General features: G+C 60.7%; 22 protein-coding genes. 7 read left to right on the forward strand and 15 right to left on the reverse strand.

All coding sequences use genetic code 11. The features are described 5' to 3' along the window. Positions 1-16: 16 nt before the first annotated feature. Complete coding sequence (locus DQ393_RS25340) at positions 17-958, reverse strand: IS630 family transposase (RefSeq protein WP_112340577.1); 942 nt, start codon at positions 956-958, stop codon at positions 17-19. An 84-nt stretch (positions 959-1,042) separates the two neighbouring features. Then, complete coding sequence (locus tag DQ393_RS25345) at positions 1,043-1,672, reverse strand: TetR/AcrR family transcriptional regulator (RefSeq protein WP_112344461.1); 630 nt, start codon at positions 1,670-1,672, stop codon at positions 1,043-1,045. 145 nt (positions 1,673-1,817) lie between these two features. On the opposite strand from DQ393_RS25345, the gene DQ393_RS25350 reads away from it, so the two are divergent. Next, positions 1,818-3,854 (forward strand): NADH:flavin oxidoreductase, encoded by a 2,037-nt coding sequence (locus tag DQ393_RS25350; RefSeq protein WP_112344462.1) that lies wholly within the window; start codon positions 1,818-1,820, stop codon positions 3,852-3,854. 182 nt (positions 3,855-4,036) lie between these two features. Then, on the forward strand, positions 4,037-4,441 hold the full coding sequence (locus tag DQ393_RS25355; RefSeq protein WP_112345169.1) for a GFA family protein: 405 nt from the start codon (positions 4,037-4,039) through the stop codon (positions 4,439-4,441). Positions 4,442-4,518: 77 nt separating this feature from the next. Here DQ393_RS25355 and DQ393_RS25360 read toward each other — a convergent pair whose 3' ends face one another. Both DQ393_RS25360 and DQ393_RS25365 read right to left on the reverse strand, forming a co-directional pair. After that, positions 4,519-5,601, reverse strand: coding sequence for an FAD-binding oxidoreductase (locus DQ393_RS25360; RefSeq protein ID WP_112344463.1), 1,083 nt, complete (start codon positions 5,599-5,601; stop codon positions 4,519-4,521). Further along, positions 5,591-6,844, reverse strand: coding sequence for an aromatic ring-hydroxylating oxygenase subunit alpha (locus DQ393_RS25365; protein ID WP_112344464.1), 1,254 nt, complete (start codon positions 6,842-6,844; stop codon positions 5,591-5,593). Before DQ393_RS25365 ends, DQ393_RS25360 begins: the two co-directional genes overlap by 11 nt. Before the next feature lie 109 nt (positions 6,845-6,953). On the opposite strand from DQ393_RS25365, the gene DQ393_RS25370 reads away from it, so the two are divergent. After that, positions 6,954-7,841, forward strand: coding sequence for a LysR substrate-binding domain-containing protein (locus tag DQ393_RS25370; protein ID WP_112344465.1), 888 nt, complete (start codon positions 6,954-6,956; stop codon positions 7,839-7,841). Positions 7,842-7,946: 105 nt separating this feature from the next. Here the strand turns inward: DQ393_RS25370 and DQ393_RS25375 are convergent, their stop codons facing one another. The 7 genes from DQ393_RS25375 to mdcA are packed head-to-tail and all read right to left on the reverse strand — an operon-like array spanning position 7,947 to position 13,936. After that, a complete protein-coding gene (locus DQ393_RS25375; protein WP_112344466.1) occupies positions 7,947-8,867 on the reverse strand; it encodes an acyltransferase domain-containing protein in 921 nt (306 codons plus the stop codon). Next, a complete protein-coding gene (mdcB, locus tag DQ393_RS25380; protein ID WP_112344467.1) occupies positions 8,864-9,718 on the reverse strand; it encodes a triphosphoribosyl-dephospho-CoA synthase MdcB in 855 nt (284 codons plus the stop codon). Before mdcB ends, DQ393_RS25375 begins: the two co-directional genes overlap by 4 nt. Then, positions 9,715-10,356, reverse strand: coding sequence for a malonate decarboxylase holo-[acyl-carrier-protein] synthase (gene mdcG, locus DQ393_RS25385; protein WP_112344468.1), 642 nt, complete (start codon positions 10,354-10,356; stop codon positions 9,715-9,717). The genes mdcB and mdcG overlap by 4 nt, the downstream gene beginning before the upstream one ends. Then, complete coding sequence (locus DQ393_RS25390; RefSeq protein ID WP_112344469.1) at positions 10,349-11,071, reverse strand: biotin-independent malonate decarboxylase subunit gamma; 723 nt, start codon at positions 11,069-11,071, stop codon at positions 10,349-10,351. The genes mdcG and DQ393_RS25390 overlap by 8 nt, the downstream gene beginning before the upstream one ends. Continuing rightward, positions 11,058-11,969: a biotin-independent malonate decarboxylase subunit beta gene (locus DQ393_RS25395; protein ID WP_112344470.1), complete on the reverse strand. Its 912-nt coding sequence runs from the start codon at positions 11,967-11,969 to the stop codon at positions 11,058-11,060. The genes DQ393_RS25390 and DQ393_RS25395 overlap by 14 nt, the downstream gene beginning before the upstream one ends. Beyond that, complete coding sequence (gene mdcC / locus DQ393_RS25400; RefSeq protein WP_112344471.1) at positions 11,966-12,277, reverse strand: malonate decarboxylase acyl carrier protein; 312 nt, start codon at positions 12,275-12,277, stop codon at positions 11,966-11,968. The genes DQ393_RS25395 and mdcC overlap by 4 nt, the downstream gene beginning before the upstream one ends. Before the next feature lie 9 nt (positions 12,278-12,286). Further along, positions 12,287-13,936, reverse strand: coding sequence for a malonate decarboxylase subunit alpha (mdcA, locus tag DQ393_RS25405; protein ID WP_112344472.1), 1,650 nt, complete (start codon positions 13,934-13,936; stop codon positions 12,287-12,289). Positions 13,937-14,111: 175 nt separating this feature from the next. Between mdcA and madL the strand changes: the two genes are divergently transcribed. The 3 genes from madL to DQ393_RS25420 all read left to right on the forward strand — a co-directional run bounded on the left by madL (position 14,112) and on the right by DQ393_RS25420 (position 16,091). Continuing rightward, positions 14,112-14,534: a malonate transporter subunit MadL gene (gene madL / locus DQ393_RS25410; RefSeq protein WP_112344473.1), complete on the forward strand. Its 423-nt coding sequence runs from the start codon at positions 14,112-14,114 to the stop codon at positions 14,532-14,534. Positions 14,535-14,545: 11 nt separating this feature from the next. After that, the gene (madM, locus tag DQ393_RS25415; protein ID WP_112344474.1) at positions 14,546-15,310 is read left to right on the forward strand and encodes a malonate transporter subunit MadM; all 765 of its coding nucleotides are present in this window, start codon (positions 14,546-14,548) and stop codon (positions 15,308-15,310) included. A gap of 112 nt (positions 15,311-15,422) precedes the next feature. Further along, positions 15,423-16,091, forward strand: coding sequence for a GntR family transcriptional regulator (locus tag DQ393_RS25420; RefSeq protein WP_112344475.1), 669 nt, complete (start codon positions 15,423-15,425; stop codon positions 16,089-16,091). 88 nt (positions 16,092-16,179) lie between these two features. On the opposite strand, the gene DQ393_RS25425 is transcribed toward DQ393_RS25420, so the two are convergent. Then, a complete protein-coding gene (locus tag DQ393_RS25425) occupies positions 16,180-16,383 on the reverse strand; it encodes a cold-shock protein (RefSeq protein WP_112344476.1) in 204 nt (67 codons plus the stop codon). 88 nt (positions 16,384-16,471) lie between these two features. Further along, a complete protein-coding gene (locus tag DQ393_RS25430; RefSeq protein ID WP_112344477.1) occupies positions 16,472-17,410 on the reverse strand; it encodes an alpha/beta fold hydrolase in 939 nt (312 codons plus the stop codon). A 282-nt stretch (positions 17,411-17,692) separates the two neighbouring features. Between DQ393_RS25430 and DQ393_RS25435 the strand changes: the two genes are divergently transcribed. Further along, on the forward strand, positions 17,693-18,730 hold the full coding sequence (locus DQ393_RS25435) for a FecR family protein (protein ID WP_112344478.1): 1,038 nt from the start codon (positions 17,693-17,695) through the stop codon (positions 18,728-18,730). Between the two features lie 33 nt (positions 18,731-18,763). Here the strand turns inward: DQ393_RS25435 and DQ393_RS25440 are convergent, their stop codons facing one another. Together DQ393_RS25440 and DQ393_RS25445 are read right to left on the reverse strand one after the other, a co-directional pair. After that, complete coding sequence (locus DQ393_RS25440) at positions 18,764-20,935, reverse strand: CHASE2 domain-containing protein (protein ID WP_181592419.1); 2,172 nt, start codon at positions 20,933-20,935, stop codon at positions 18,764-18,766. Between the two features lie 210 nt (positions 20,936-21,145). Next, the gene (locus DQ393_RS25445; protein ID WP_112344479.1) at positions 21,146-21,643 is read right to left on the reverse strand and encodes a BON domain-containing protein; all 498 of its coding nucleotides are present in this window, start codon (positions 21,641-21,643) and stop codon (positions 21,146-21,148) included. Positions 21,644-21,749: the final 106 nt, after the last annotated feature.

Below are 21,749 nucleotides of genomic sequence, written 5' to 3' on the forward strand. Positions count from 1 at the left end.
CTAGAGCAGATCCTGTTCAATCCGGGTCATATCCAGCAGCCTTGAAGTAATTCGCGCATTCTGCAGGAGTGAAGCGGGGTAGCAGGGCGCCAACTGCGTCCCACAGGGCGTCGATCTTTCGCTCTGCCCGACCTCGCAACATGGCTTTCAGTTTGGAGAATGCGTTCTCGATGGGGTTAAAGTCAGGGCTATAGGGAGGGAGAAACATGAGTTTGGCACCGGCACGCTCAATGGCGTCGCGCACGCCGGATGTCTTGTGTGCCGGCAAGTTGTCCATGACGACGACATCACCGACCTGAAGGGTCGGAACCAGCACCTGCTCGACGTAGGCCAGGAAGACGTTACCGTTCATGGCGCCATCGTAGACAAACGGTGCGGTCATTCCCGTGAGGCGCAATGCTCCGGTAAAGGTCGTTGTTTTCCAATGGCCGTGCGGAACACCGGCTCGGCAACGCTCGCCTCGAAGTGCACGCCCGCGTAGACGGGCCATCTTCGTCGAGAGGCCGGTTTCATCTATAAATATCAGTCGTTCAGGATCGAGATCGAGCTGACCATCAAACCAAACGCGCCGACGCTTCAGGACATCCGACCGGTCTTGCTCCAGTGCATGTGCGGTTTTTTTAAACGTCCATCCGCGGCCTCGCAGCCAGGCACCAAGCGCACTCCGGCTGATCCTCACCTGTTGATCAACGGACAAACGCTCGACCATTTCATTGAGCGTGATGTCCCTACGGTCCTCGATCAGTTCGACAACGAACGCCTCGTGTGCATCGAGCGCCGACGGTCGTCTCCAACCTTGTGGCCGGGAGGTCGGCTCGCCCTCTTTTGCTCGTGCGATCCACCGGATCGCCGTCGAAATTCCAACTCCGAACCGGGCTGCGGCTTGTCGTGCTGACATGCCCGCCGCAGACGCTTTCAAAACCCGTAATCGAAGATCATCGCTCAGCGCTTGTGCCATCATCCACCTCTTTGCTGTGGATGTTGAATCAGCTTCGCCGCGCCGCGTCACTTCACAATCGATTCATCGATCGCAGGACCTGCTCTAGCTTGGTTTGTAGCTGTGACGCGAAAAGAAGCGGTCAAGCTCCCGCTGCTGCGGAGTCTGTCCGGTATAGATCGCGATATATTCCGGAATTCGCTTCATGCGCACGGCAATGTCTTCCTTGGACTGCATCGAGATATAGCCGATCTGCACAAGGTAGGTCGTCCGCGCGCGGACATCGGCGGAAACGGCGTCATAGCCGAAGCGGGTGAACATTCGCGAGAGCGCCTCCATGCGCAAGTGGTCGGCGCGGCGAACCTCCTCGAGAATATCCGGGGACTGCAAGGCCCAGCTGCGCACGGCGAACTCGAACTGAGAATCGAACAAGTCCTTATCGAGCCAGCAGTCGAAGACATTGAGCATCGCCTCCGCAACCGACTCCGCATAAGCCTCTGACTGCTTGACCAAATTCCCGGTATTCTTGTCCCGCCATCTGCCGACCAGGGCGCTCAGAAGCTCTTCGCGATCCTTGAAAAACCAATAGAAGCTCGTGCGCGAGAGCTTGAGCTTCTTCGCCAGCGGCTGGATCTTTACGGAATCCACTCCGGAATCGATCAGGGACGAATAGGCCGCCTCCAACCAACCCTCCTGAGACCCCCGCCATCCGCTGTCGCTTACACTCTGGTCCATGGCTCTTCTCCTATCAAATTACTGTGGTCTCGACAATGAAAATGTACATTAGTGTCTCAGAAAAAGACGCTTATGTTTTCTTCGTTGACATAGGTGTACATTTTCATTTAGCGTCATGCGATGTTTCCAGCCCGGAGCACGACGCATGTCGAACGATCCTCTTCTTCAGCCTTATAAATTAAAGCATCTGACGCTGCGCAACCGCATCATCGTGACCTCTCACGAACCGGCCTACCCCGAAGACGGCATGCCGAAGGAGCGGTATCGCGCCTACACGGTTGAACGGGCCAAGGGAGGTGTCGCGCTGACGATGACGGCCGGCTCGGCCGCCGTCTCGCGAGACAGTCCTCCGGTTTTCAACAACCTGCTCGCCTATAAGGACGAGATTGTTCCGTGGATACGCGAGATGACCGACGCGGTTCACGAACACGGCTCGGCGATCATGATCCAGCTTACACATCTCGGCCGCCGCACGCGCTGGGACAAGGGCGATTGGCTGCCCATCGTATCGCCGTCCCACCATCGCGAAGCCTCGCACAGGGCCTTTCCGAAGAAGATCGAAGACTGGGATATCGAGCGCATCATCAAGGATTTCGCCGACGCTGCCGAACGCATGAAGGCCGGTGGCATGGACGGCATCGAATTGGAGGCCTACGGACATCTCATAGACCAGTTCGTTTCGCCGCTGACCAACGAACTCGATGGGCCGTATGGCGGCTCGCTCGAGAACCGCATGCGCTTCTGTCTTGACGTCTTCAAGGCGATGCGAAAGCGGGTAGGGGACGATTTTATTCTCGGCGTCCGATACACTGCGGACGAACGCCTTCCCGGCGGTACCGGGAAAGAGGAAGGCATCGAGATTTCGAAGCGGCTGCGCGACAGCGGCCTGATTGACTATCTCAACGTCATTCGCGGCCATATCGACACCGATCCGGGTCTCACCGATGTCATTCCCATCCAGGGCATGGCAAACTCTCCGCATCTCGATTTCGCCGGCGATATCCGCGCCGCGACGAACTTTCCGACATTCCACGCGGCCAAGATCCCGGACGTGGCGACCGCCCGCCATGCCATCGCGGCAGGCAAGGTCGACATGGTGGGCATGACGCGCGCCCACATGACGGACCCGCATATCGTTCGCAAGATCATCGAGAAGCGCGAAGAGGATATTCGTCCCTGCGTCGGCGCCAACTACTGTCTTGACCGCATCTACCAGGGCGGCCTTGCCTTCTGTATTCACAACGCGGCGACCGGGCGCGAGCAGACGATGCCGCACATCGTGGAGAAGGCCGAACTCCGCAAGAAGGTCGTTATCGTAGGGGCGGGACCGGCGGGGCTCGAGGCGGCGCGCGTGTCCGCCGAGCGCGGTCACGATGTCGTCGTCTTCGAGGCCGCGAATAACGCCGGCGGTCAGATCCGTCTGACGGCGCAGAGCGAGCGGCGCCGCGAGATGATCAGCATCATCGACTGGCGGATGAGCCAATGCGAGAAGCTTGGCGTCACCTTCCACTTCAACACCTGGGCGGAAGCCGAGACCATCACCGCCGAAAAACCTGATGTCGTCATCATCGCGACCGGTGGTCTGCCGCATACCGACGTTCTCACGAAGGGCAACGAACTCGTGGTATCGTCCTGGGACATCATCTCGGGCGACGTGAAGCCGGGCAGTCACGTTCTCGTCTTCGACGACGCCGGCGACCATGCCGGTCTGCAGGCAGCCGAATTCCTCGCGAAAGCAGGTGCAAAGGTAGAGATCATGACGCCGGACCGATCCTTTGCTCCGGAGGTGATGGCGATGAACCTTGTTCCCTACATGCGCTCGCTGCAGACGCTGGACGTCACGTTCACGGTGACGTTCCGGCTGGAATCGGCGGAAAAGAGCGGCAACCAGATCATCGCGACGGTCGGGAGCGACTATGGTGGCGTCGCCAAGGAAAGGGTCGTTGACCAGATCGTGGTCAATCATGGCACGATCCCGCTCGATGAACTGTACTTCGAACTCAAGCCGCACTCCCGGAACCTGGGTGAGATCTCGTACGATCAGCTTCTTGCGGGAGAGCCGCAGTCCGTCGTCCGCAACAAGGACGGCCAGTTCCAACTCTTCCGGATCGGCGATGCGGTCGCCGCGCGCAATACCCACGCCGCGATCTACGACGGCCTCAGGATCGCGAAGGACCTTTAACGTCTCGGCCGGCCAAATCGGTCGGCCGATCTTCATATAAGGACGAGTCCCTACATCGCGACCTTGCGGCGGAGAAAAGCGGTGTCCTGCCCATGAAAATGCGAAGGCGACGCCATTCGATGGAAACCGTCCTGACGCCGCTCTAGTTTAAGGGGTGTATGCAGCGAGACAGCGGGGAGCCGATGCACATAGATGGAAGATGTCATTGCGGGTTTGTTTCGTACAAGGCGGAAATCGACCCCGAGCAGGTGTCAATCTGCCACTGCACAGACTGCCAGCGGCTGACGGGAACGGCCTATAGGGTTACCGTGTCTGCGCGACGCGAGGCATTTGAGATCACGGGTGGAGAGCCGAAACTCTACGTGAAATTCGGCGATAATGGCCGTCGCCGGCTGCAGTACTTCTGCCCGAATTGTGGGTCACCGATCTACACAACTGGAGAGCTTGAAGATGCTGACGAGGTCGGCATTCGCCTGGGGACGATAAACCAGCGATACAAGCTCCGGCCCAGATCGCAGGGCTGGTGCTCCTCTCGGCTGCCTTGGATCGACACCATAGGGGATCTTCCCGGGCGGCCAGGCGATTAATACGGTATTGGGGCTCCTGCCGCTTCGCGCCTTGAAAGCCTCTGCACCGATCGCGGCATCGCCGACACATCTCCTGGTCAGCGATCGATGACCAGATTGCTCAGAGGTTTCGAACAGCAGGGCAGGAACATCCCGGCGTCGATTTCCCGCTGCCTGATGCCGCCATTGTGGTTCATCTCAACCGAGCCCGAGACGAGCTTGGATTTACAGGTTCCGCACATGCCATTGGAGCAGGATGATGGGAGCCTGATGCTGCCTTTCTTCGCGGCTGCCAGCACGGTCTGATCGGCGGAGACTTCGAGCATCCGCTTCTGCTTCGAGAATTCTACCTGATAGATCTTGCCCGCAGGCTGTGCCTCGACGTCGAGGCCGGGTTCGTCGATGACAGCGGCATCGAAGCTCTCCTCGATGTAGTTCGACGCCGGAACGCCAAGCGCTGCCGTGATCGAGCGGGCCGCCGCCATGAATGGCGCCGGACCGCAACACATGACGACCCGCTCGGCGATGTCAGGAACCGCAAGCTTCAGGTATTCGGGCGATATCCGACCGGTCAGTCCGGACCAGGCTGGCTCGCCGGTCACCGTTTCCGGCAGGAAGTGGAGCCGCAGACCTTTCATCCGTGTCGCGAGGCCGGACAGATCCTGGCGGAAGATGAGGTCGCAAGGCGTGCGCGCTGCGTGAAGGAAAACGATGTCCGAAGGTTCGTATCGATCCGCCAGATCGCGGGTGATCGACATGACAGGGGTGATGCCCGAGCCGCCGGATAGCAGCAGGAGCTTCGTTTTCTCGCCTTTTGGACGAATGAAGTGACCGAGTGGCCCTTGGCCTTTGACCGTCATGCCCGGAGCCATGTGATCGTGGAGCCAGTTCGAGACCTTGCCGCCGGGCACACGTTTGACCGTCACGGTGAACGCATTACCGCGATAGGGTGACGACGAGATGCTGTAACAGCGAGCCTCGCCTTCCGAACCTGTCGGGAAATCGAACAGGAAGTACTGTCCGGCCTCGAAGTTGAAGCGCTTGCCTTCCGGAGATGCGAACGTGAAGCTTTTCACATCATGCGTCTCCTGATGAACGTCGAGGCAGACGAGCGTCTCGTCCCGCTCGGGATTCCAGATGGCGGCCTCGCTGCGCGAAATTTGTTGGAACTCAATACCCATGAGCGCGCATCCGATCGATGTACCAGGTCGCGAATTTGTCGAGATTGGTTTCCGAGAACCGGGAATAGGGGCCTGGTTGATAGGCCGGGTCGAGTGCGCCGGCGTGCGAGCGGGCGACGAGATCCGCGTCCTGGTCGGTCGTTGCGATCCAGACATCGGTCAGCTTGTCGAAATCATAGTCCCTGCCTTCGACGGCGTCCTTGTGCACGAGCCACTTGGTTCTGACCAGTGTCTTGCCGGCGGAGAGTGGAATGACGATCGCGACGACGGCATGGTCGCCCATGAAGTGGTTCCAGCTATTGTGACCCCAAAGATGCGTATCGCCGAGGTCCTTACGGGTCATTTGACCGAGGAGCTTCGACGATGCCGCCGTGGCATCATGCGTCTGAGATTCGCCGGCACCGGCGATGATCAGGCGCTGGGTCCGGAAGTTTGTCGCGCAGTCGACGAGCTGCTCGACGGCGGCCGACGGAAAGCCATCGGCTTCCCAGGCCCTCGTCCGCTCGTCGTAGAGGCGGAAGTGCTCCTCCGCCTGTTCGCGATCCTCCGGGCTCAACGTCTCCGGGTCGAAGCCGAAGTCGAGATCGACGAAAGAGACGCAGAGTTCCGGATGGTTGGCGGAACAGTGATAGCACTCGCGATTGTTCTCCATCGTGAGCTTCCAGTTGCCGTCCTCGATGACATCGGTCTGATGCGCGACCTTGGCGTTGCGGATGTCATATGGCGCGAGGCGCTCGATCATGGTCTGCTCGAGGTTCGCAATGTCCTCCGGAGGATTGTCGGAAAGGCAGACGTAGACGAGGCCGGCGATCGATTTGAAATTGACCGGTTTCAGGCTGTGACACTGCTTGTCGAAGTCCTGGCCCATATGGGGCGCGTAGGCGAGTTCGCCGGTCAGCTCGTAGGTCCAGGTATGGTAGGGACAGACAAGTTTCGAGACGATGGTCTTTCCGGCATCGAGCAGGCGCGACCCGCGATGGCGACAGACGTTGTGAAGCACGCGGAGCTCGCCGTCATCGTCGCGAAGGAGGATCAGGCTGGTCTTGCCGATATCGACGACGGTCGCATCGCCCGGCTCCGGAACGTCGCAGTCAAGGCCGATGCAGATCCAGTGCTTATGGAAGAAGACATCGATGTCGGCCTCGAAGACGTCCTCGCGCGTATAAAGGCCGGCCGGCAGGGAATGACCATCGGCGCGAGCTTCAAGAAGGGCGGAGATATCGGATGGAAGCCTGTTTAGCATGATAACTCCTCATGGTTCGATGGCCGGCAGTTTGCTCTTGCATCCCATAGGCTTCAACGGCAATAATTTTCAGCAATCCATAACCTTATGTAATGCTGGGGATGCTTGAATGAACTTTCGGCGTCGTATCCCATCTCTGACGGCATTGATGACGCTTGAAGCCGTTCTGCGGCACCGAAGCTTCACCGCGGCCGCGATTGAGTTGGGCGTCACTCAGGCAGCAGTCAGCCGCCAGATCGCGGCATTGGAAGAGGAACTGGGATTGCCGATGTTCGTGCGCAAACACCGCGCCATCGAACCGACCGCGGAATGCCTCACCCTCGGAACGACGCTCGCTCAGAGCTTTGCGAACATCGCGGACACCGTCGACGCGGTCAGATCCTCCCAGCAGGACGTCGTGACCATCGGCGCGACGGTCGCCTTCTCCTCGTTCTGGCTTCTTCCCCGGCTGGCGGAGTTCCGGCGCGAGAATTCGGGCGTCCAGATCAGGGTCGTTTCGCAGGATGCCAGGATCGATCTCGATGCAGGCGGCATCGATATAGCCATTCGTTATGGAAGACCGCCATTCGCCGACGCGAAGGTGGTTGCCTCTCAGGAGGACTTTGTCGTCCCCGTATGTTCGCCCGACTACCTCCGGCGGCGTCCGCCCGGTGAGCTCAGCGAAATCGACGAATTCATCGAGACGGACGTGCATGACAGATCATGGCTGTCATGGCCGCAATGGGCGCAGGAGACGGGTCGTGCTTTGCGGATCAAGCCGCATCTTCGCTTCAACCATTATACCGAGGCGATCGCGGCCGCGCGCGCCGGACAGGGGATCGCACTGGGTTGGCGCCTTCTTGTCCAGACCTTTCTGGATGACGGCACGCTCGTCGCCCTGGACGTAGCCGAGATGCCCACCGAGGACCGGTATCATGTTCTGCTCCCAGCCAGAGCACGCCGCAAACCTGCGGCGGAGCATGCGGCGAATTGGCTGGCGAACGCGCTCACTCGTTGAAGACGCGAAAGATCCCCTTGAAGCCTGAGATTGGCAGCCGAGCGCCGTGCACAGTCATCCGAGATCGATGAAAGTCATACCGCCGGCTGCGATAAGGCTTTGATTTCAGAGGGCCGCCAGCCAGGCCTTGACGCCTGAGAGGCTGTGGAAATCATCGACTGCGCGCACCTTGACTGCTGGCAGGGCGGTGGCAGCCATTTCCGCCAGAGCACGGCCAGGCCCAAGTTCGAGGATCGCGGTCACGCCACGTTCACCCAAGGCTTCAAGCACATCAGCCCAATCGATCCTCTCGGCCACTTGCCGTGCCAGACCCATCCGAGCGCGAAGCGGGTCGGCAACGAGAGTGGCACCACTGGCGGTCATGAGACGCAGGGTCGGGCGGCTCATGGCCACCGAGGCGAGCGCACTGTCAAACGGTGCGACCGCACCGGCGAGCCGCGGCGTATGGGAGGCGACGCGCACCGTCATCGGGGCGGCACGCGCTGCACCTTCCTCCAGCGCAGCCGCGCAGAGCGCATCGATTGAAGGTCGATCGCCGCCGACGATGAACAGAAGATCCGGGTTCACAATGGCAATTGCGCAGCCGAACCGGCTGGCGAGCTGTTCCACGGCCGCCTGCGGCAAGCCGCGCACATAGCCGAGCCCATCATCCGGTCCGCCTGCGGCATCCATTGCCCGTGCCCGCTGATCGACCAGTTTCAAACTATCCATGAGCGACCAGACGCCGGCCACCCCCCATGCCGCCATTTCACCGACGCTGTAACCGGCCACCATCGTTTCGCTTGGTGCGCCCACCGGGAAAAGGGCGCGGGCAATCGCAAGCGCACGCGCCACGCACAGGATCTGGCCCTCGCGGTTTGCATGCAAGGCGGCTTCGGGTGCAGTCCGGCAGAAGTCCGTCGGGTTGGTGCCAAGCACGGCGGTCGCGGCCTCGAAAACGGGTTGTGCCGCGGGTTCCGTCGCGAAGAGCCCGAACATCTCCCGATTCTGATGACCTTGGCCCGAGCAGAGCAGCGCGAGGGTCACAATTCCATCACCTCTGTAAACAGCGCCATCGCAAGCAGATCGGCACAGCCGCCGGGGCTGAGGTTGCGCGCGACGAATGCCTCGTGAATGGCTTTGGCATCCCACCGCCAGTTCGCCCGTCCGACCCCACCATCCGCCAGAAAGGCGCGGGCCTTCTCACGCGCGAAATTCAACCCTTCCGGGCCGGCACGATAAAGCAGATTGCTGTCGTCGACCACGGCGATGAGCGCCATGCAGGCATGGACCCTTGCGGCTTCCTCATTGCCCATGGCCAGGCGCCGTCCTTCGGCAAGCGCCGGACGGGCGATATCGTAGACGGATGGCATGCCGGCGGCAGCCTCGGCCCGCGCGCCTCCGACCTGGTAGCGCCGCGCCACCACGCTGCCGTGACTGTCATGCTCCGGCGCCTTGTCGAGGATGTCGCGTCCCCAACGCTGTGCGACAAGGGTGCCGAGCGGCGCCCGCCAATCGCAGGTCGCCGCCAGGCCGGCCGCCGCCGCAAGAAGGCCAAGGCCGAAGATGGCGCCGCGATGGGTATTCACTCCGCCGGTCGCATCCCGCATTGCCTTTTCCGCTTCCATGCCGATTTGCCGCAGGCGATCCATGCCGGCGTTCATCGCGCCCGTCTTGGCAAGCGCGATGAAGAACGGCTCCAGTGTCCGAGCGCTCAGGCGCAGAAGATCTGCGTCCATGTCGGCGTGAGCGCCGTTGTCGATGTGGCTGACCAATCCTGGCTTGGGCCAGGTTTCCACCTCCAGGATGAGCGCTCGGGCGGCATGCCGCCCGATCAGCGCGGGATCGCAATGCTTGACGGCGACGGGGTGTGGTTTGGCCAGCAACGGAAACGTCATGCGAACAGCGCCTCCCGCGCAATAAGGGCCGATCCGGTATGGGATTTAACCAGGAGCTCCGGATTTCCCGACAGCCATTCCCGCCATTGCACGGCTGTACCGCACGGCGTGATCAATTCGGCGTCGATACGCATCGGCGCGCGTTCGGCAACATCGGTCAGTAAAGCCGTCACTCGCCTTGCATCTGCGTCCGAGCCACACTCGACCAGAAGATCGAGATCGGAAGTATCGGCCAGATAGGAAAGGCCGGTCAGGTATTGCCAAGCCAGACTTCCGAAACAGCGACAAGAGGGGGCTGACTCCAGAAGGGTGCCAATGGCCTGACACCATCGCGCCGGCGCCGCGGCCAGCGCATCCCTTAATAGAGGAGGAGGTGTCGTCCGTATCACGGCAGCGGGCGGGCAGGCGAGAGCAAGCCGTTTGCGTCCCATATTTGGAGGAAGGGGAAGCCCCAAGGATATGATATCCGCCGCGTCGCTGCATGTCCGACGACGGAAGATTGCCGGTCGTCCCAACGCCGCCCATGCCAGCACATCGGGCTCCATTTCGCCCTGGACTTGCCCACGCAGCAAGCCCGGCCACGCTTCGGAGCGCACATAGACAAGATCGTGGCGGCGGAGGGCGGCGACATCAGTCATGGAGCAAAGCCAGCCGCTCTACCTCGGCCGCGATCATCGCAGCCTTCGGCCGGCCGCCGCGATCGGCGCCCAATTGCGCGCGCAGATCACGCGAAACAGGCCGGGCAAGAAGTGCGGCAAGCTGGGCGTTCAACGAGGCCGCCGGATCCCAGACTTCCGCTACGGCGCCGGTGGCAAGAAGATTATCGAGGCCGGGCGCGAAGACGGGCGTTGTCTCGGCCTTTTCCTTCAGGATGGCAAGCGGCAGCTTGGTTACTCGAGCCATGGATGGCAGGTCCATGACTTCGGGCCAGGCGGTGGGCAAGGCTGCCAGCGATCCGCAGGCCAGCGCGGTGGCAATGAAGGCGCCGGCAGCGCTGCCCCCGTAGAGGAGGCCGACCGTGCGGTGTCCCGCATGCTCCGCCTGCCACAGCGCCTTTGCCAAATGCGCCAGTGCCTCGCTAAGCCCCAGCAGTTCGTCACGCCGGCTCATCCGCTGGCTGCCGGAATCGACCAGGAACAACAGGGGCGAGCTGTCCGGCCGTCGCGCGACGGAAAGGATATGCCCGGCCAGCGCTATCGCCTCGTCGACGCCGGGATAGGTCTTGTCGGCAATGCCGATCAGATCGATCCGGTTCTGCTGGTCCAACCGGCCCCAGCCGGTAACGAGCCCGCCCGCCTGCGCCACTTCATGGCCGGCCGGAAAGAGTGAGGACAGGATATCAGCGAGCTGCATCGGCGCTCTCCCGATGGATATTGGCGGTGGTGAGGAAAGTCCCGATGTCCCGCTCCGGTATTTGCCCGGGGTCCTCAATATGCAGCCGCGCCCATATCTCGGTGGCATCACGGGCATCGCCAAAATGGCGCAATCTATGTTCGAGCCGCGTCTGTTCTGCTTGCAGCACCGTCGGGTCTAAAGTGGCCGGCCGTTGCAGCGCGGCAATCGCGCCGGTGCGGAAGGCGGCGATATCGTCCTCGACGAAGATATCGGCTCCGCCAATCAGGTAGCGATGCTTGCCGCCCATGGTTCGCCAGACGAGCGCCCGATCGCGGGAGTCGAATTCTTCCACGCCTTTGTTCGTTTCGATGACCTCCGGACCGGAGACGGATAGGCGACCCTGCTCGGAAATGACGAGTGCCGAACAGCAGCCGGCAATCAGGCTGCCGCCACCGTAGCAGCCCGCCCGGCCGCCAAGAAGACCGATGACGCGCGCACCCTCGGATCGCGCCTCCAGCACGGCGCGCATGATCTCGGAAATCGCCAGCTCACCGGCATTGGCTTCCTGGAGGCGCACGCCGCCTGTGTCGAAGAGAATGACGATATCCCGCCGCATCTTAGCCGCGGCATGCAGCAGGCCCGTCAGCTTGGCGCCGTGCACCTCGCCGATGGCACCGCCCATGAAGCGCCCTTCCTGGGCGGCCACCAGCACGGGACGGCCGTCAATGCGGCCGGCTCCGACGATGATGCCATCGTCGAACTGCCGGGGTAAATCGAAAAGTGCAAGGTGAGGGCTCGTCTCCCGCCGTTCCGGGCCCAGGAATTCGGTGAAGCTGTCGGCGTCGAGCAGATGCAGCAGCCGACCGCGGGTGGACTCTTCATACCAGCTTCGGCGCGGCGTGCGAGGATCGGTCATTCTGGCTTCTCCATCAGCCGCACACCCTGGGCCAGGCGCAGCGCCACCATATCCGGCCGGGCGCCGCCGTCATTAATCGTGATGCGCAGACCGCCGGCGGCAGAGCGTGCCGCGAAATCTTCGGTAACCGCTGCCCACAGCTCGGCGAAACCATGGGCCGGCGTTGCGATCTCGATAACGCAACGGTCCGGCGCCTCCCGCCGTTCAAGCAATATTTCGAGGTTGCCCGACGCGACGACGCCCACCAGGGCGAGGGCGCGGGTCCCGCCGGTCTGTGCCGATTTCAATTTGTAAAGCAGATTTTCCATGGCGGTGGCCTACCAATTGCGAAACCGGGAAGGCGGCCTGTAGAGGCCGCCAGAGGCGAGCATCAGATCCTTGATGGAATGCGCAGCCAGCAGACTGCGATCGGCATCCAGGGGATCAATTCCAAGGTCTTCGGGACGCTGGATGACCTTGCGCTGACGTAGGTGCTCCACCATCTTGCGGTCTCGGGCGCGACCGACTTCGGTGTAACCGGCCACGCCGCGGATCGCCTGTTCCCGCTCGTCCCTGTCCCGGCACAACAGCAGATTGGCGATCCCCTCTTCCGTCACGATATGGGTCACGTCGTCACCGTAAACCATCACGGGAGCCAGATCGAGCCGTAGCTTGTCGGCCAGATCCAGGGCGCCCAGACGCTCGACGAACATCGGCACCATGCCATCGCCGAAGGTTTCGCCGATCTGGACGACCAGCTTGCGTCCTCGGCGCAGGGCGGGGGTGGCGGCAGAGGGGTCGGCTTCCCGGCCGGCGCGCAGCCAGGCGTCGCTCGGATGGCGCCGACCCCGCGCGTCCGATCCCATATTGGGGGCGCCGCCGAAACCGGCGACCCTGTTGCCGGTCACGGTCGAACTGTTGCCGGCAAGGTCGATCTGCAAGGTCGAGCCGATGAACATGTCGCAGGCATACAGTCCGGCGGTCTGGCAGAAGGCGCGGTTGGAACGCAACGAGCCGTCAGGTCCGGTGAAAAAAATGTCGGGGCGAGCCCGCATATAGTCTTCCATGCCCACTTCGGAGCCGAAGGAATGGATCTGCTCCACCCATCCGGCCTCGATGGCGGGGATCAGGGTGGGATGAGGGTTCAGCGCCCAATGCGTGCAGACCTTGCCCTTCAATCCCAGCCGTTCACCGTAAGTCGGCAGCAGCAGCTCTATGGCCGCGGTATTGAAGCCGATGCCATGGTTCAGGCGGCGCACGCCATAGGGCATATAGAGCCCCTTGATCGCCAGCATTGCCGTCAGGATTTGCGTTTCGGTAATCGCCGCCGGATCGCGCGTGAACAGCGGCTCCACATAAAAGGGTCGCTTGGCATCCACGACGAAATGAACCTGGTCGGCAGGAATGTCGACGCGCGGCACGCGATCGACGATCTCGCCCACCTGCGCGACGACCAGCCCCTTACCGAAGCTCGTCGCCTCCACGACCGTTGGCGTGTCTTCCGTATTCGGCCCGGTGTAGAGGTTTCCCTCTCTGTCCGCGCTGACCGCGGCGATAAGCGCCACCTGTGGCGTCAGATCGATAAAATAGCGGGCGAAGAGCTCCAGATAGGTGTGAACGGCACCCACTTCGATCTGGCCCCCGAACATCATGCGAGCGATGCGGGCCGATTGCGGGCCGGAATAGGAAAAATCGAGCCGCCGGGCGATGCCGCTTTCGAAAATATCGAGATGCTCCGGCAGGACCACACCCGACTGCACCATATGCAGGTCGTGTATTTTGGCAACATCGACTTCAGACAGCGCCTTGGCCAGCAGGTCGGCCTGCTTCTGGTTGTCGCCCTCAAGGCAAACACGATCCCCGGGCTTCAGGATCGCTTCCAGGAAAGCGACGAGGCGCTGCGGGTCGACAAGCTTGCCGGCAGCGAGGCGCTGGCCGGCTTCCAGACGTGCCAGCCTGTCGCGGCCCTTTGTATTCCAATCAAGCATTTGATTGCCCTTTGTATGCGCAAGAGCGTGTTTCTAGAAATATAATGTACACACAATTGCGAAAAACCGCAACAACGTGTATTTTAAAATCGTCATGCGGTTTATCTGTATGCATTGGAGGAGGAAAAATGGTGGCCTTGTATTTCTATCGAAGCGCGTGCGGGGAGGATCGCTCATGATGATCTCCGGTGTCGCTATGCTTGCCCTTTGCACCCTCTTGGGGAGCGTCCTCGGGGATCTCCTGGGGGTGGCGCTTGGCGTGAAGGCGAATGTCGGCGGTGTCGGCATTGCCATGATCCTGCTCATTGCCACGCGGCTGTGGCTGAGCAGACGGGGCTTGCTGACGCTTCCGCTCAAACTCGGCGTCGAGTTCTGGGGCGCTCTCTATATTCCGATCGTCGTTGCCATGGCGGCTCAGCAGAACGTGCTGGTGGCTGCACGCAGCGGTCCGCTGGTGTTGATTGCCGGGATCGTGACGGTTTTCGTTTGCTTCGCGACCGTCGCGCTGATGAGCCGTATCGGCGAGAGAGGCGAAACGATGGATGAAATCGAAGCGAAGGCCAGGGGCGAGCTTGCCACCTCCGGCAACGCGGCCTGAGGGAGGCTTCCATGGAGATCCTGAAACACAGCCTGACCGCCAACAGCCTGCTCACCGCGTTTGCGATCGTTGGATTGGTGATGTGGCTGTCGAATGCCATCTCGAAACATGTCCTGTTCGGCCGCGTCCACGGCTCGGCCATCGCAATCGTCCTGGGGCTTGCCGCCGCCTTTGCGGCTGGTCTGTGGACCGGAGGCGAGAAAGGAGTGGTGGATATTCCCATCCTCAGCGGCATCGGCCTGATGGGCGGAGCCATGCTGCGCGATTTCGCCATCGTCGCCACGGCCTTCGAGGTTGATGTCAGCCAGGCACGCAAGGCCGGCGCTGTCGGTGCGCTTGCCCTTGGCCTCGGCACGGTTCTTCCGTTCATTGTCGGCTCGTTACTCGCCGTCGCCTTCGGCTATACGGATGCTGTATCCATAACGACGATCGGCGCCGGTGCCGTTACCTACATCGTGGGACCAGTGACGGGAGCCGCTTTGGGCGCAAGCTCGGCCGTGATCGCGCTGTCCATCGCCACCGGTGTTTTCAAGGCTGTCCTTGTCATGGTCGGAACACCGATTGTCGCCAAGGCGATCGGTCTCGACAATCCCCGCAGCGCCATGGTGTTCGGCGGCCTGATGGGAACCGTCAGCGGCGTGTCGGGCGGCCTGGCGGCGACCGATCGTCGGCTCGTTCCCTATGGCGCATTGACGGCGACGTTTCATACGGGGCTGGGCTGCCTTGTTGCACCTTCGATCCTTTATCTCGCCGTCAGGGCGATTGCAGGGGGCTGAGGGTGCGATGAACATGCAGCACGCGGCTTGATATTGCATGGTGATTGCTATCTGTCGAATTGGATGGTGTAAAACTGAATGGTTTCCCGCCAAATCGGAAGCAAGGTTTGAAATGACGGAATTTGACGACGCTGGATCGATCGGTCAGCGCATTAAACTCGTGCTGATGGATGAGATTTCCTCCGGTGCCATAAGGCCTGGCACGAGTTTGGACGAAGCAACGCTGAGCAGCCGCTTTGGCGCTTCCCGCACGCCGGTGAGGGAGGCTCTGCGCCAGCTGGAGGCGATCGGCCTGGTTGAGATTCGCCCGCGACGCGGCGCAACGGTTCTGCCATTGACCTTGCCGCGGCTGATGGAGATGTTCGAAGTAACCGCCGAGATGGAATGCATGTGCGTCCGTCTGGCAACGCATCGGATAACGGGTATGGAACGCGCGGTTCTGGCGGACATTCACGAGCGCTCCGAACTCGCAGCGAAGGCGGACGACTTCGAGCAATATGACAAGCTCAATTTGTCCTTCCACGAAGCTTTGTATCGCAGTGCGCATAACGAGTTTCTGTTCGATGAACTGATGCGGCTTCGTGCAAGGCTCCTGCCATTCCGCAGAACGCAGCTGCGTCAACCGCAGCGATTGTCAGCTTCATTTCATGAGCACGAGGCGATCCTGCGCGCGATGATGCGCGGCGATGCGGCGGAAGCGGCCTTGATCATGCGCGAGCACATGCTGAATGCGGCTTTGGCATTGGCGCGCTACATGGAAATCGGTGAGGAAGCCGCATAAAGGCGGCATCCGGCAAGCGCGCACAATAAGCGGCTTGGAACGTCACAGCACTATCCTGATGTGTTGAATAGTGCTGTGTATCACTTTGTCAGAGCGGTCTGACGTTTTCCGCCTTCGACTTGCCGGTCTTACGATCCTGGCCGAGATCATAGGAAACGGATTGGCCCTCTTTGAGCACATCGCCATATTGCAGGGCGGAGACATGCACGAATACGTCAGCTCCTCCCGATTCCGGCGCGATGAAGCCGAAGCCCTTGTCGGTGTTGAAAAACTTAACTTTACCAGTCGGCATGCCATTCCCCCGTGTCTGTACAGTTTGATTGCGACGGCAACCTAGCGGTCAGTCGGCGCCAGATCAAGCGGGTCGGATGCAACAAGGTTCAGCTGGCCGTGAGCTGCCGACGAAAGCCGGCATGAGCAGGCTTCCTGTCGATTGAAGCGATGTCGGGCGGCCTGATGCCGGAACCCGTGTCTGCAACAGTGACCAAGCCGCTCAGCATCGTCCGCGCGATGTCGGGCGCAATGTGATGCGGCATGTGGCCGACATCGTTCAGCAGCTTGATGATAGGGGCGGGATGTTTTCTCCGGATCCATTCCAGGTGCCAGGCGGGATCGATAATCCTATCGGCGAGCCCGAACAGGACCGATATCGGCAAGTCCGCGGGGAGCATCGTCAGACGCTGCATATCGCTATTGAATGCCCGAAGCTCGTCCGCCATGGACCGGATCGAAATCGGGTTGAGCAGATGATGTGCAGGCAAATTTGCAAGCGTGGCAGGGACGGGGTTCGGATAGGACGAGGCTTGAAGTCCCCGTTCGACAAAATATCCGGGCCAGCGGCTGATCACCTGCTGGTAAAATAAAGCGCCGATCATCGGAGCTGAGGCGGCTCTGAGCGTGATCAGCGGCTTGAACGGAACCGGCCGGCAGCAGGGAGAGATCAGCAGCAGGCCACTCACTAGGTCTCGCCTTCGCGCGGCAAGATGGAGAGCAGGCGCGCATCCTATCGAATGCGCCACTATGATGACGTTTCTAATGTCGAGGAACTCGAGGAGACGCTCGAGCCAGACCGATTGCCCGAACCCTCCGCGCTCGCCCTCCGGCAAGGGAGTGCTATGGCCATAACCAGGGCGGTCGACCGCAATCAGCCGATATGCGCTGTTCTCAAAGGGAAGAAGAACTTCCTGGGCGAGACTGCCGCATCCGTGCAAAACGACGACGGGACGCCCCGCGACATCGCCACTTTCCAAGATGTGGACTTGAGCGGAGTCGAATTGAAGAATTTTACCAGTACGAACAATGGCGTGCTGCGTTTTCATTTGCCTCAAACGTAACGTCTCCGAAATTGTTCCACCCTCCGTTTTCGACCCTGGTAACTTCGCCGAAATATCGCGCATTGGCCAGAAAGTAGGTTTTCCGTCAAACAAGATGGAAGATACAACCGGCATGGAAGCTTCACCGATGATGACGGTGGTAGAACCTGTCTGTTTCGGTGGGATTCAACCCGATAATAAATCGGCCTGCGCCGTTTATACTCAAAAAGGATGATGCGACATTTGAAGGTATTCTATGGTAAAACATAGATATGCCTGGAGGGTGCGATGTCGTATCTACGTCACGCCGCAACCATCGCGTTGAGCGTCATGCTGCTCGCGCCATTGTCTTCGAGAGGCGCCGAGAAGGTCGGTCAGGCGGTGCTGATTAAAACCGAAGTTACGGGCGAAGGCGGTCCGCTTGCGGTCGACGATCCCGTGCATCGGGATGAGCGAATTCGCACCTCCCTTTCGGGTCTTGGACAGTTCACCTTTCAAGATGGCACGAAGCTGGCTGTGGGAGCCGGCTCCTCTGTTGTCATCGATAAATTCGTCTACGACGACTCAGGCTCCGTCAAAAAGCTGACCGTCAATGCGGCCAAGGGCACTTTTCGCTGGATGAGTGGAAATTCGAACCACGCGGCCTACCAGATCGTAACTCCGGCCGGGACGATCGGCGTGCGCGGCACGGTATTCGATTTCTATGTCGGGGCCAATGGCACCACGGCGGTCGTTCTGTTGAGCGGCGCCGCGCAATTCTGCGGTGCCGGCGGATGCAGGCAGTTGAAGCAGCAATGCGACTGCGTCGTTGCAAAACGCAACGGTCAGATCAGCGATCCGCGCCGGGTCAACCGCGATATCCTCAAAACCCTGGGCAACCAGAAAGCTTTGCCGTTCCTGTCCGGCGATCAGCAACTTTCGGGACGAATGGGCTTTGCCGGCGGCGGCTGCGGTCTGTCGACGGCGATGAGAGATCGGCCTAATGGCATATCTCCACGCAGCGCTCCGGCGAATAATCCTGCACCGGCACCGCACGATACGCCTAGCCCACCCAGCCCCCAGGAATCGCCGCACGCCGAGGCGCCCGCAGCACCGCACGAAACTCCCAGCACGCCGGATATCTCAAATCCGCCAAGCCCGCCCGATAAATCAGGCAAACCGCATGAGCACGATGACGACGAAGGCGAGCATCACGATCACCATGAACATCACAACCATCATGGCAGAGGTGACCACGGATGGGGTGATCACGACGGAGACGATCAGGACAGCCAAGGAGATGACGGCCATCATGGCGGTCACGGTAACGGGCATCACCATCGATAGTGCTGTACGTGGCGGAGGATGGCTATCAGTCAGCTAGATGTCGGCCGCCTTGTCTGCGGTTTCATCGGCGAAATGTCCGGCTCGGCGCGAAATCTGGCCGTAAAAACCCTGCAATAGTCCTGCTGCTACGGCCCGCGCCTTGAGTTTCGTCGTGCTGATGAGTTTGCGGCTGCTCGTCGACCGTGTTCGGAGAGCGGCGACAAGCTGCCTGTGCGTGGACTGAAGTTCGGCAAATTCGGTGGATCTTTTCAGGCGCGCATCGCCGACCACAGCAAAGAGTTTGGTTCTCATACTCTTACCCTTCAGCGTCAGCGCGCCGGCCTCGAGCAGAGCGCAATCGGGCAGCAGGCTTGCGGTCGGTTCGGATACCAGAATGTCGAAATTGATGTCCTTGCAGGCGGATTCGATACGTGCGGCAATGTTCACGGCGTCCCCGACCGCGGAGTAATTGAACCGTGTCTCGGCCCCCATATTGCCGACGCATGCGAGCCCCGTATGTATGCCGATCCCTATCCCGACCCGCCGCTCGTCTCCGAAACCGAATGCATCGATCTTGTTGAGGCGGGCGAGCGTTTCCCGCATGCCGAGAGCCGCGCGGATCGCCTTGCCGGCATGATCGGAGACATCGACGGGAGCGTTCCAGAAGGCCATGATCGAGTCGCCGATGAACTTGTCGAGCGTGCCGTCATTGGCGATGACATGGTAGCTCAGTGCATCGAGCAGCGTGTTCAGAAACGCAACGACGGCGCTCGGGGTCATCTCCTCGCTGATCTGGGTGAAGTTTCGCACATCGACGAACATGACCGTCAGCTCGCGTTCATCTCCTCCGAGGCGCAGGGCATTGCGCGTATGCTCGATGCGATGGAGCAGGGACGGCGAGAGATAGTGGCCGAAAGCCCGCCGCACGTCGCGACGTTCCCGATCGGTCACGAGAAAGCGGAATGCCGTCGCGGCGAAATGCGTGATCGATCCGGCGACGATCGGTGCCAGCGGGTCGAAGAGGAAGCCCCCATACAAGAAGGCAAGCCAGGAGGCCACAAGAGCAAGGAAGGTAATCAGCAGGCCGCAGGCAAGCGCGACGGCCGGATTGACGAAAGTGGTGAGGATTACCAGAAGGCTGCCCAAGATGGCGATGGACAGGATTTCCAGACCGTCCGCCCAATCCGGCCGGGACAAGAAGCGGCCCGAAAGAACCTGCTCAACGATCTGAGCATGGATGGAGACGCCGGGCACGTTCTCGCCAAGGGCCGTCGTGCGGACATCCTGGAGACCTGAGGCAGAGGTTCCGACGAAAACGATGCTGCCTTCGATGGCAGTTTTGATATCGGTAGAGACGTTTCCGGGCGAAAGTACCTTTGCTGCCGAAATATACCGCTCCGTAGTGTCGGGGCTGACATAGAGCCAGAGCTCTCCCGCTGCCGTTACCGGCACGACGAAATCCCCGATTTTCACACGAGCTAGCGTGTTGGGCGTGTTCGGCGCTGCGTCGAGCACGTAGGTGGAGGCCCCTTGTGCGACGCGGAGCGCTTCGAGCGCAAGGCTGGGGTAAAGCTGTTTGCCGTCGCTGAGGAACAGCGGAACCGCGCGCACCACCGCCGATGATGCGCCCGGATTGAGGCTGATATGGCCGAGGCCTGCGGCATTGGCCTGCAATTGCGGCTGCAGCGGCGTCGCGGCCTTGATCGCCGGCGGCGCACTGAAGGGGCTTTCGCCGGTATAGGCAAATCCCGCCTTGATCGGCGGCAGATAGTTCCCTTCGTTGGAGAGGCCGAAGCCCAGAACCACCGGTCTTCCCGATAGCGACTGGGAAAAAATCTCATCATTGTCCGGCAGCTTGCCGAGCAGCGAAGGGTCGATCCCGGTGACATCGCGAACGACATTGCGCGGCGACAGGCGATCGGGCTCAGCGAAAAGGACATCGAAGGCGATGGCGGACGCGCCCATATCGGAAAGCCTGTCCACAAGAGCGGCAATCCGGTTTCGCGGCCAAGGCCATTGACCGAACTCGCGCAAGGACGCCTCGTCTATGTCGACGACGCGGACGGGCTGGTTCTCGAAGGTCCTGGGCACCAGGCGCTGATACTGGTCAAAGGTCAAATCGCGGGCAAGCCTTAGTAACTGAGGATCGCTTGCCCGAAGGATCGTCAGCGCCGTGACGATGGTCAGGCCGATAACGACGCCAATTTGCTGCGCACGCGTCACCATTGCGGCGTCGGTCCCTTTGCCCCGTATTTCCCGGCAATAGTAGCACTTCGGAGAAATGCAAAAATCTATTGTTCTGCTGCTGTGTCGGGAAAGAATATGCTGCCTTGTTCTCGGGAGCGATGCAATGATCAAAGTATCGAGGAGACATGGGGCCGTGCTTTCACGCGGTTGTACGCAGTTCAAGTCTCGCCAAGATTGAGCCGACTCGATTTACTCCTCATCGGGAATATGAGAATCGATGGCGATCGTCTCGAGATTGTTTCGTACGCTCACGACGCCAGGTATGGACAAAACGATAGTTTCCAGGTGGCGCAGCAGCGAAATCGTCTCGACGCGGCCTTCCAGTGTGACAACACCATCGGTGGCACGCACTTCGATGCTGTCGACGTCGACCTTGCCGATCTCTTCCAGTCGATCCGTGATCTGCGCTTCCAACTGGTCGTCGTCAATTCTGTTTGGCGGCAAAGGGGCGGTTGTATCGATCCGGTCCTCGCGTCCAGACGCATCGGCGGTATCCTTTGTAAACCCGGCGCTCGGATCTTCGTCGAAATTGGCCGGGGTGTCGCCATAGCCCGTGTCGTCGGGCCTGGGTTTTAGAGGATCGCCATCGGCATCGGAATATGGCCACCCCTCACGCAGGTCCCGGTCTTCATAGTCGCGATAGTCTTCTTCGCGGGATGACGGATTTGGTTTACGCGGCGCTGTCATGTCGATCTCCTTTCTTATCGGAGTCAAACATGTCTGAAATCAATTTGTTTCATCGCGCCCGCCGCCGCAGCTTGCCGGGCCTTAATCACGACGGGCAGAACGCGGT

This window comes from Martinezella tropici (genome assembly GCF_003287875.1).
In the GTDB taxonomy this organism is placed as follows: Bacteria; Pseudomonadota; Alphaproteobacteria; order Rhizobiales; family Rhizobiaceae; genus Rhizobium; species Rhizobium tropici_C.